8 protein-coding genes are annotated in these 10,586 nt (G+C 73.1%); 5 read left to right on the top strand and 3 right to left on the bottom strand.

All coding sequences use genetic code 11. From position 1 onward, the window contains the following. Positions 1-78 precede the first annotated feature (78 nt). Both B0E53_RS27440 and B0E53_RS27435 read right to left on the bottom strand, forming a co-directional pair. Positions 79-1,695, bottom strand: a complete 1,617-nt coding sequence (locus tag B0E53_RS27440) for a cellulase family glycosylhydrolase (protein WP_107078672.1) — start codon at positions 1,693-1,695, stop codon at positions 79-81. A gap of 348 nt (positions 1,696-2,043) precedes the next feature. After that, positions 2,044-3,252, bottom strand: a complete 1,209-nt coding sequence (locus tag B0E53_RS27435; protein ID WP_107078671.1) for a DUF349 domain-containing protein — start codon at positions 3,250-3,252, stop codon at positions 2,044-2,046. A 202-nt stretch (positions 3,253-3,454) separates the two neighbouring features. On the opposite strand from B0E53_RS27435, the gene B0E53_RS27430 reads away from it, so the two are divergent. Genes B0E53_RS27430 through dapF form a run of 3 tightly spaced genes read left to right on the top strand, consistent with a single transcriptional unit; the run spans position 3,455 to position 5,988 of the window. Then, positions 3,455-4,174: a class III extradiol dioxygenase subunit B-like domain-containing protein gene (locus B0E53_RS27430; protein ID WP_107078670.1), complete on the top strand. Its 720-nt coding sequence runs from the start codon at positions 3,455-3,457 to the stop codon at positions 4,172-4,174. A gap of 49 nt (positions 4,175-4,223) precedes the next feature. Beyond that, entirely contained in the window at positions 4,224-5,135 is a 912-nt protein-coding gene (miaA, locus tag B0E53_RS27425; protein ID WP_246835621.1) for a tRNA (adenosine(37)-N6)-dimethylallyltransferase MiaA, read from the top strand. A gap of 7 nt (positions 5,136-5,142) precedes the next feature. Then, entirely contained in the window at positions 5,143-5,988 is an 846-nt protein-coding gene (gene dapF / locus B0E53_RS27420; protein ID WP_107078669.1) for a diaminopimelate epimerase, read from the top strand. 185 nt (positions 5,989-6,173) lie between these two features. On the opposite strand, the gene B0E53_RS27415 is transcribed toward dapF, so the two are convergent. Continuing rightward, complete coding sequence (locus tag B0E53_RS27415) at positions 6,174-7,646, bottom strand: NAD-dependent malic enzyme (RefSeq protein ID WP_107078668.1); 1,473 nt, start codon at positions 7,644-7,646, stop codon at positions 6,174-6,176. A gap of 138 nt (positions 7,647-7,784) precedes the next feature. Here B0E53_RS27415 and hflX point away from each other — a divergent pair, with 138 nt between their 5' ends. Both hflX and B0E53_RS27405 read left to right on the top strand, forming a co-directional pair. Continuing rightward, positions 7,785-9,305: a GTPase HflX gene (gene hflX / locus B0E53_RS27410; protein WP_246835620.1), complete on the top strand. Its 1,521-nt coding sequence runs from the start codon at positions 7,785-7,787 to the stop codon at positions 9,303-9,305. Between the two features lie 50 nt (positions 9,306-9,355). Beyond that, a partial coding sequence (locus B0E53_RS27405; RefSeq protein ID WP_107078666.1) for a hypothetical protein occupies positions 9,356-10,586 on the top strand: 1,231 nt, incomplete at its 3' end.

The following is a 10,586-nucleotide window of genomic DNA, read 5'->3' as shown; positions in this document are numbered from 1 at the left end:
CCCACCGGCGGCTGCGCCGCGCGCTGAGCGACCGCCGACGGCCGGGACCGCCCCGTGGCGGCCCCGGCCGTCGCCTGTTCAGCAGGCGGTGCCGTTGAGCTTCACGGAGGCCGGCGCGGCGGCTGTGCCGTTGGCGGTGAAGCCGATGGTCACCGACGCGCCCGGCGCCAGCGACGCCGCCCAGGTCGGTGCGGCCGCGGTGACCGTGGTGCCGGACTGGGTGACGGTGGCGTTCCAGCCGCTGGCCAGGGTCACGCCGGACGGCCAGGTCCAGGTGGCCGACCACGGGTTGACCGCGGCGGTGCCGGTGTTCTTCACGGTCAGCTCACCCTGGAAGCCGCCCTGCCACGCGTTGACCTGCTTGTACGTGGCCGTGCAGCCGCCGGTCGGTGCGGGCGTGGTGGGTGACGGGGACGGCGAGCCGGACCCGGTCGGGGTCGGGGTGGGGTTGCCGCCACCACCTGTCGGCGGGATCAGGTAGGGCTGGAGGATGTCCTGCTTGGCCTGGTTGATGGTGGTCCAGTCGTCGTTGGCGATGCCGCCGGTGTCACCCGAGTTCGGGTTCCACGACCAGTAGGTGAAGGACATCCCGGTCACGCCGGTCCCGGTGTACGCCATCAGGTTCTGTAGCCAGACCTTGTCCTTCGGGTCCTGGAGCGTGGTGCCGAACTCGCCCATCATGATCGGCGCGAGGTTCTGCTTGTAGAGGTAGCCCCAGTACTTGTCCCAGATCGCCGGCATGTTCGCCGGGTAGGTCGGGTCGTCGAACCAGGCCTGGTGGTAGACCGAGGTGGCGTACTCGTGCGGGGAGTAGACCAGCCGGTTGGCCACGTTGAGCCGGACCGGGAACTGCCCGGCCCTCGACAGGTTGCCGCCCCACCAGCCGCAGTCCTCGTCGTTGCTCGGGTCGTTGTCCCAGACGTTCGACAGGCCGCCGCTCGGGCAGCTCACCCCCTCCACGAAGATCAGCCAGTTCGGCTGGACCCCGAGGATCGCGTTGCCGGCCCGCTCGGCGGCCAGCCGCCAGTCCCGCGCGGTGTCGCCGCAGCCCCAGCAGGCGCCGGTGGCCGCCGGGTTGGTGCCCTCGGCGTGCGGCTCGTTGTGCAGGTCCGCGCCGATCACGGTGGGGTTGTTCGCGTACCGCTGGGCGAGCATCTTCCAGTCGGCGATCCAGGTCGCCTCGGAAACCGTGGAGGTGTACCAGAGCGGCGACTGCCCGGCCGAGGTGGGCCGGTGCCGGTCCAGGATGACCCGCATCCCCTTGCTGCCCGCATAGTCGATGACCTTGTCGAGGATCTGCAACGGGGAGAGGCCGACCAGGTCCGGGTTGACGAAGTCGTTGATGCCGGTGGCCGTCGCGCCCGGCTTCAGCGCGTCGTTCGAGTAGGGGATGCGCAGCGTGTTGTAGCCCAGCCGGGCCATGGTGTCGAGCTGGCCGCGCCACGGGTTGCTCGACCACAGACCGTGGAAGGTCTTGTTGTCGGTCTCCATGCCGAACCAGTTGATGCCGGTGAGCCGGACCGTGGCCCCCGTGCTGTCGACGATCTTGTTGCCACTGGTGTGCAGGTAGCCGGTGCCGGTGCCGCCGGTGGCGGCGGCGGCCGGGGTGGTGCTGACGGCCGCTGCGACGAGGACGCCGGCGGCGGCGGTGGCGAGCGCCGCGAGGGCGCCGCCGAGGGCGGTGGGTCGGTGCATGGCGTGCTCCACTTCGGATGCCCGCGCCGCGCGAGCGCCGCGGGCGGAAAGACCAAGGGAGACGGCCCGCTCGTCATCGAGTACGCGGACAGCGCGCGCCGGGCCGTGTCACGTGGACGGCCACTCGCGGAGGGAGGCACCGGCGAATCCCGACGGCGGGTCGTGCCGTCGTGCCCTCGCGCCGGTGCGGAACCTGGCTCTGCCGCCCATTTTGATCAGGCGGCCTCGATGCGTCAACAGGCGAGCCGGCGGCCGAACGCGGAAGACGCTTTCCCGACCCGGCCGGCGCCGGACACGGGAAAGCCCCCGGTCCCGAGGCGGGACCGGGGGCTCCCGGTGAAGCTCGGCTCAGCCGGCCTGCTCGGCCAGCTGGAGGAACTGCCGCTTCGAGGCGAGCGCCTGCTCGGCCTCCTTGATCCGGCGGGTGTCGCCGGCCGCCTGCGCCCGGGCCAGCCGGTCCTCGGCCTCGGCGACCTGGGCCCGCATCTGGGCCAGCAGCGGGTTGTCCTCCTTGGAGGTGCGCCGCCACGCCGAGTCCATGACGTCGCGGACCTTGTCGTCCACGGCGCGCAGCCGGCGCTCCAGCCCGGCGGCGGCCTCGCGGGGGACCCGGCCGGCCTCGTGCCACTGCGCCTGGATCTCGCGCAGCTTCGCCTGGGCGCCCTTCGGGTCGGCGTCGACGTCGAGCGCCTCGGCCTCGGCGAGCAGGGCCTGCTTGCGCTCCAGGTTGGCGCGCTGCTCGTTGTCCCGCGCAGAGAAGACCTCGCTACGCCGGGTGAAGAACTCGTCCTGCGCCGCCCGGAACCGTTCCCAGAGCTTCTGCTCGGCCTCCTTGGAGGCACGCGGCGCGGCCTTCCACTGGGCCATCAGGTCCTTGAGCTGGTTGGCGGTGGCGCCCCAGTCGGTCGACTCCTTGAGCTTCTCGGCCTCGGCGACCAGCTCCTCCTTGATTCCCTGCGCCTGCTTGCGCTGCTGGTCCAGGGAGGCGAAGTGGGCGCCCCGGCGGCGGGTGAAGCCGTCGCGCGCGGCGGCGAACCGCTTCCACAGCTCACCGTCGGCCTTCTTGTCGACCCCGCGGATGGTCTTCCACTCGTCGAGGATCTCCTTGAGCCGGTCGCCGGCGGTCTTCCAGCCGGTCGACTCGGCGGCCAGCTTCTCCGCCTCCTCGACCAGGGCGGTCTTGCGCGCGAGGGCCTCGCCACGGGCGGCGTCCCGGGCGGCCCGGGCCTCACCGGCCTTCTCCTCGGCCACCGTGGCCAGCTTGTCCAGGCGTGCGGCCAGGGCGTCGATGTCGCCGACGACGTGCGCCTCGGGCAGCGAGGCGCGGATCCGCCGGATCGTGGTCAGCGAGTGGCCGGCGTCCGCCGCGCCCGAGTTGAGCCGGGCCTCGGTCAGGTCCACCTCCGTCACCAGGTCGGCGAAGCGCCGGGCGAAGTGGGCGAGCCCTTCCTCCGGTGCCCCCGCCTGCCAGGATCCGACCACCCGCTCGCCCTCGGCGGTCTTGACGTAGACGGTGCCGTCCTCGTCGACCCGTCCGAAGGCAGTCCAGTCGCTCATGTGCCCATCCTCGTTCTCCCGGCGTCGACGGGACTCCTCCCGCGATCGCCGCCACGGCGCAGCAAAGTTCTCCCGGCATTGTCACAGGTCCGACCCGGTCCGTGTCGAGCGCCTGTCGTCGACCGTGACCATACGGTGTCGTAGCGCCTCGATGACCGGATCGGCGCGGGGACGCACCGGGGGATACGGATAGGTTGGACCGGTGCCCCTGGTCGCCGCCGCCGTCTGCCCCCACCCGCCCCTGATCGTGCCCGAGCTGGCCGGCGCCGCCGCGCCCGAGCTGGACGACCTCCGCGCCGCCGCCGACGCGGCCGTGGCCCGGCTGCTCGCCGCCGACCCCGAGGTGATCCTGCTGCTGGGGGCCGGGCCGGCGACGGAACGGTTCGGCAGTGCCGACCACGGCTCGCTGCGTCCCTTCGGGCTGGACCGGCACGTCCGGCTCTGGAAGGTCAACTGCGCCGGGAGCGACCGCCTGCCGCTGAGCCTGACCATCGGCGCCTGGCTGGTGAACCGGTCCGGCACCGAGCTGCCCCGGCTGGCCCGGGCGGTGGCCGCCGACGCGTCCCCGGCCGAGTGCGCCGCCCTCGGCGCGGACCTGGTCGCCGACCCGGACGGACGGACGGCGCTGCTGGTGCTCGGTGACGGGTCGGCCTGCCGGGGCGTCAAGGCGCCCGGCTACGACGACCCGCGCGCGCCCGCGTACGACGAGGGGGTTGCCGCGGCCCTGGCCGGCGCGGACGTCGAGGCCCTGCTCGGCCTGGACCCGGTGCTGTCAGCGGAGCTGAAGGCCGCCGGGCGGGCGCCCTGGCAGGTGCTGGCCGGCGCGGTCCGGGCGGTGGGCGGCGACTGGCGCGGCGACGTCAGCTACCACCAGGCGCCCTACGGCGTTGCCTACTTCGTGGCGAACTGGGAGAAGGTGTGAGCGCGAGGAGTGAGCTTGCGAGCCCCGCAGTCGCGAACGGAGAGCGGCAGTGAGCCGGACCGTGGTGGCCGTGGTCGGGCCGACCGCGGCCGGCAAGTCGGCGCTGAGCATCGCCCTGGCGCACGCCCTCGACGGCGAGGTGGTCAACGCCGACTCGATGCAGCTCTACCGGGGCATGGACATCGGCACCGCCAAGCTGACCCCGGCCGAGCGGGAGGGTGTGCCGCACCACCTGCTCGACATCTGGCCGGTGACCGAGCCGGCCAGCGTCGCCGAATACCAGAGGCTGGCCCGCGCGGCGGTCGACGACATCCTGGCCCGGGGGAAGGTGCCGCTGCTGGTCGGCGGCTCCGGGCTCTACGTACGGGCGGTGCTGGAGCAGTTCGAGTTCCCCGGGACCGACCCGGGGCTCCGGGAGCGGCTGGAGGCGGAGCTGGCCGCGGTCGGCCCGGCCCCGCTGCACGCCCGGCTGGCCGAGGCCGACCCGGTGGCCGCGGCGGGCATCCTGCCGAGCAACGGCCGGCGCATCGTCCGGGCCCTGGAGGTCGTCGAGCTGACCGGCGCCCCGTTCACCGCGTCGCTGCCCGCGCCGACGCCGTACTACCCGTCGGTGCAGCTCGGCGTCGACCTGGAAACCGCGCTGCTGGACGAGCGGATCGCGCTGCGGGTGGACCGGATGTGGACCGCCGGCCTGGTCGACGAGACGCGGACGCTGGTCGGCCAGGGCCTGCCCGAGGGGCGTACGGCCAGCCGGGCGCTCGGCTACCAGCAGGTGCTGCGCTTCCTGGCCGGGGAGCTGACCGAGACGCAGGCGTACGAGGAGACCATCCGGGCCACCCGGCGGTTCGCCCGCCGGCAGCGCTCCTGGTTCCGCCGCGACCCGCGGGTTCACTGGCTGGACTCGGCCTCGCCCGGGTTTCTCGACACTGCGCTGCGGGTGGTCGCCGAGCATCGGGAATGATGGAGGCGTGGAGTTCACCAAGGGCCACGGCACCGGCAACGACTTCGTCATCCTGCCCGACCCGGACGGGGCGCTCGACCTGACGCCCGGCCTGGTCGCCGCGCTCTGCGACCGGCGGCGCGGCGTCGGCGGCGACGGGGTGCTGCGCGTGGTACGCGCCGCCAAGCACCCGGAGGGCGTGGCGCTGGCCGGCGAGGCCGAGTGGTTCATGGACTACTGGAACTCCGACGGCTCGTTCGCCGAGATGTGCGGCAACGGCGCCCGGGTCTTCGTGCGCTACCTGCTGGAGACCGGGCTGGCCACCCCGTCCGGCGCGGCGCTGCCGGTGGCGACCCGGGCCGGCCTGGTCCGGGCCCGGGTCGAGGGCGCCGAGGTCGCCGTCGAGATGCGCCGCCCCCGGCTGTACGACACGGCGACCGCCACGGTGGGCGGGCTCACCCTGACCGGCGCGGCGGTGGACGTGGGCAACCCCCACCTGGTCTGTGCGCTGCCGGCCAGCCTGGAGCTGGGCGGCCTGGACCTCACCCGGGCGCCCGACGTCGACCCGTCCGTCTTCCCGTCCGGGGTGAACGTCGAGTTCACCACCCCCGGCGAACCGGTCGAGGGCACCGACGGACACGTGCTCATGCGGGTCTACGAGCGGGGCTCGGCGGAGACGCTCTCCTGCGGTACCGGCGCGTGCGCGGTGGCCGCGGTGGCGCTGCGCGACGCCGGCCGGGAGACCGGCACGATGACCGTCGACGTTCCCGGCGGCCGCCTCACGGTCACGGTCACCGACGACACCTGCTGGCTATCCGGCCCGGCCGTGCTGGTCGCCACCGGCGAGATCACGCTGCCCGCCCTGGGGGCGTGAACCCCCGGTCGAGGCGGTAGGCCAGGACCGCGAGGGCCGCCCGCACGGCCTCGGGTCGCTGCGGTGATCATGAGGCTGGCCGGTCTTTTTGTCCTGGTTCTGCGCGACCGCCCTCATTGATCAACAGGCGATCTGGGTGCATCTGTTGTCGCTGGAGGGACAACAGATGCACCCAGTAGGCGCGGTCAGGGGGTGGCGCTGGCGTTCGCGGCGATCTCGGGGAGGTCGGCGGGGCCGGGGTCGGCGGCCGGGGGCGGCGTCGCGGTCGGGTTCTGGGCGGCGGCGCGGACGGCGGCGGCGACGGCCGGGGCGACCCGCGAGTCGAAGACGCTCGGCACGATCACCGTCGGGTTGATCTTGTCTTCGCCGACCACGTCCGCGATGGCCCGGGCCGCCGCGATCGCCATCTCCTCGGTGAACTCCTCGGCGTGCGCGTCGAGCATGCCCCGGAAGACGCCCGGGAAGGCGAGCACGTTGTTGATCTGGTTCGGCTGGTCGGACCGGCCGGTGGCGACCACGGCGGCGTGCTTGCGGGCCTCCCGCGGGTCCACCTCGGGGTCGGGGTTGGCCAGCGCGAAGACGATGGCGTCCTTCGCCATGGTGGCGATGTCCTCGCCGGTGAGCAGGTTCGGCGCGCTCACCCCGATGAACACGTCCGCGCCGCGTACCGCGCCGGGCAGGTCGCCGGAGTAGTTCTCCTTGTTGGTGTGCTCCGCCAGCCACTGCCAGGCCGGGTTGAGGTCGGGCAGCCCGCGGTGCAGGGCGCCCTGCCGGTCGTACGCGATGATGTCGCCCACACCCTGCCGCAGCAGCAGCTTCATGATCGCGGTGCCGGCCGCGCCGGCGCCGGAGACCACGACGCGGACGTCCGAGAGCTGCTTGCCCACGACCCGCAGCGCGTTGGTCAGCGCGGCCAGCACGCAGATCGCGGTGCCGTGCTGGTCGTCGTGGAAGACCGGGATGTCCAGCGCCTCGCGCAGCCGGGCCTCGATCTCGAAGCAGCGCGGCGCGGCGATGTCCTCCAGGTTGATGCCCCCGTACGCGGGCGCGATCGCCTTGACGATCTGCACGATCTCGTCGGTGTCCTGGGTGTCCAGCACCACCGGCCAGGCGTCCACCCCGCCGAAGCGCTTGAACAGCGCGGCCTTGCCCTCCATCACGGGCAGCGAGGCGGCCGGCCCGAGGTTGCCCAGGCCGAGCACGGCGGAGCCGTCGCTGACCACGGCCACGGTGTTGCGCTTGATGGTGAGCCGGCGGGCGTCGGCCGGGTTCTCGGCGATCGCCATGCAGACCCGCGCCACCCCCGGGGTGTACGCGCGGGACAGCTCGTCGCGGTTGCGCAGCGCGACCTTCGAGCTGACCTCGATCTTGCCGCCGAGGTGCAGCAGGAACGTCCGGTCGGAAACCTTGCGGACGTCCACCCCGTCGAGCGCGGTCAGCGCGTCGACCACCTGATCGGCGTGGTTGGAGTCGGCGGTGTCGCAGGTGAGGTCGACGATCACGTGGGCCGGGTCGGAGTCGACCACGTCCAGGGCGGTGACGATGGCGCCGGCCTCGCCCGCCGCGGTGGTCAGCCGCCCGATGGAGGAGGCGTCCGCGGGTACCGCGATCCGGATCGTGATCGAGAATCCGGCACTCGGCAGTCGGGTGTTGGCCACGTAGAACTCCTCCGTCGGCGCTGAGCGGCTCGCCTGGCATTTCTACTCGCCCTCCCAGGTCGGCCGGCATCCGGCCCCGCTACCAGTTAGTAGCGCCACGGCATATAGCAGGTGCGTCGCGCGTTGGTACGTGTCAGGATGCTCATGCGAACGAGAAATACCCCGGCAATAGACATAACGGACAGGAGTCGCGGTTTGCGAGAGCAGGAGACCTTCCTTCCCTACGAGGACGACGAGCTCGACGCCACCACCGGCGAGTTCGAGCTGTCGGAGCGGCAGGCGCTGCGGCGGGTCCCCGGCCTCTCCACCGAGCTCACCGACATCACCGAGGTCGAATACCGCCAGCTCCGGCTCGAGCGGGTCGTCCTCGTGGGCGTCTGGACCGAGGGGACCCAGGATGACGCCGACAACAGCCTCACCGAGCTCGCGGCGCTGGCCGAGACGGCCGGCTCGCAGGTGCTCGAGGGGCTGATCCAGCGGCGCAACCGGCCCGACCCGGCCACCTACATCGGTCGGGGCAAGGTCGACGACCTGGGCGCGGTGGTGCTCGCCACCGGCGCCGACACGGTCATCTGCGACGGTGAGCTGTCCCCGTCGCAGCTGCGCAACCTGGAGCAGCGCACCAAGGTCAAGGTGGTCGACCGGACCGCCCTGATCCTCGACATCTTCGCCCAGCACGCCAAGAGCCGCGAGGGCAAGGCGCAGGTCGAACTGGCCCAGCTCGAATACCTGCTGCCGCGACTGCGCGGTTGGGGTGAGAGCCTCTCCCGGCAGACCGGCGGTAGCGGTCGCGGCGGCGGCGCCGGCGGCGGCGTGGGCCTGCGCGGTCCCGGTGAGACCAAGCTCGAGACCGACCGGCGCCGGATCCGGCACCGGATCGCGCGGCTGCGCCGCGAGATCAAGAGCATGGCGACGGTACGCCAGACCAAGCGTGCCCGCCGCTCCCGCAACGCGGTGCCCGCGGTGGCCATCGCCGGCTACACCAACGCCGGCAAGTCCAGCCTGCTCAACCGCCTCACCGGGGCGGGCGTGCTGGTGGAGAACGCGCTGTTCGCCACCCTGGACCCGACCACCCGCCGGGCCACCACCTCCGACGGCCGGCTCTACACCCTCTCCGACACGGTCGGGTTCGTCCGGCACCTGCCGCACCAGATCGTCGAGGCGTTCCGCTCGACGCTGGAGGAGGTCGGCGACGCCGACCTGGTGGTGCACGTGGTCGACGGCACCCACCCGGACCCGGAGGAGCAGGTCCGCGCGGTCCGCGAGGTGCTCGCCGAGGTGGGCGCCGACCGGCTGCCCGAGCTGCTGGTGATCAACAAGACCGACGCCACCGACGAGGAGACGCTGCTGCGGCTCAAGCGGCTCTGGCCGGAGGCGGTCCTCGTCTCCGCGCACAGCGGGCGCGGGATCGACGGGCTGCGCGAGGCGATCGAGCACCGGCTGCCGCGGCCGGCCGTCGAGGTCCGGGCGGTCCTCCCGTACGACCGGGGTGACCTGGTGGCCCGGGTGCACCGGCAGGGCGAGGTGCTCAGCACCGCGCACCTGCCCGAGGGCACCCTGCTGCACGTCCGGGTGGGTCAGGCGCTGGCCGCCGAACTCGCGCCGTACCGGGCGGGGGACCGGCTCACCAGCGAGGAACGGGTGGGCGCCGGGCGGTGAGCCGTCCGGCGTCACCCGCCGGAAACGCGGGTCGTGCGACACTTGGCGCCATGCGGCACGCTGTCTCCTCGGTCACGATCGCGCTGAGCCTCGTCGGCGCGGTCGTGGCGCCGGCCGGGATCGCCCTGGCGGCTCCCGCCGCGGCCCCCGTGCTGGCCGCGGCTCCCAAGAAGAAGTGCACCGTTGAGGACAAGCGACTCCGGGAACTGTCCGGCCTCGTCGCCACCAGCACCGGCTACGTCGTGATCAACGACGGCACCGAGGACGAGAGCCGCAAGCGTGTCTTCTTCCTCGACACCAAGTGCGAGATCGCCAAGGACCCGGTCCGCTACTCGGGCTCCGGCCCGTACGACACCGAGGACCTGGCTCTCGGGCCGGACAAGAAGACGCTCTGGATCGCCGACACCGGCGACAACGTCGAGGCCAAGACCCGCCGGGAGCGGGTCGCCATCTGGACCATGCCACTGAGCGGGTCGAAGCAGCCGGTGCTGCACCGGCTGACCTACCCGGGCAACGAGCCGCACGACGCCGAGGCGCTGCTCGTCGGCGACGACAACCTGCCGCTGGTCATCACCAAGGACCTGTCCGGTAAGTCGGAGATCTTCACGCCCACGGCGAAGTTCAAGAGCAGCGGTGACCCCGAGGCCATCCCGATGAAGAAGGTCGGCGAGGTCACCCTGCCCAAGACCAACACCGAGAACAAGCTGGGCAGCCCCGGCCGGCTGCTGGTCACCGGCGCGGCCCGCTCGCCCGACGGCAGCAAGGTGGTGCTGCGCACGTACGGCGACGCCTTCGAGTTCGACGTGACCGGCGGCAACATCGTCGCCGCGCTGACCACCGGCAAGCCCCGGGTCACCCCCCTCGCGGACCCGTTCGGCGAGGCCATCTCCTACACGGCGGACGGCAAGTCCTTCGTCACCGTCTCCGATGGCGGCCTCCTGGACGCCACGGACCCGATCGACATCCTCAGCTACTCCCCGGCCACCACCGGGGTCGAGGCGCTGCCCAACGCCGGCAGGGACGTCACCAAGCCGGCCGCGGAGCCCACCGACGACCGTGGCGACGAGTTCCCGGGCAACCCCGGCTACCCGCCGCCGGGCAACCGGCCCGACGCCCCGCCGCGCGGCGGGGTCTACGGCGGCGGTGGCGGCCAGGGTGGGGTCTACGGTGGCGCCCCGGCGAACGGCGGGCGCCCGGCCGGCGGGGTCTACGGCGGCGGCCGACCGCAGGGCGGCGGCGGTCGCGGAGGCGCGGTCTACGGCGGCGGCCCGCAGGGCGGTG

The organism is Micromonospora sp. MH33 (genome assembly GCF_003013775.1).
GTDB lineage: Bacteria > Actinomycetota > Actinomycetes > Mycobacteriales > Micromonosporaceae > Micromonospora > Micromonospora fulviviridis.
Note: the sequence above shows the minus strand (reverse complement) of the source record. Positions and strands in the feature narration are given on the sequence as shown.

Bases quoted from the DNA above. Each gene is read 5' to 3' on its own strand.
- B0E53_RS27435 (WP_107078671.1), bottom strand. From the start codon at position 3,252: ATGAGCGACTGGACTGCCTTCGGACGGGTCGACGAGGACGGCACCGTC.
- B0E53_RS27440 (WP_107078672.1), bottom strand. From the start codon at position 1,695: ATGCACCGACCCACCGCCCTCGGCGGCGCCCTCGCGGCGCTCGCCACC.
- hflX (WP_246835620.1), top strand. From the start codon at position 7,785: ATGCTCATGCGAACGAGAAATACCCCGGCAATAGACATAACGGACAGG.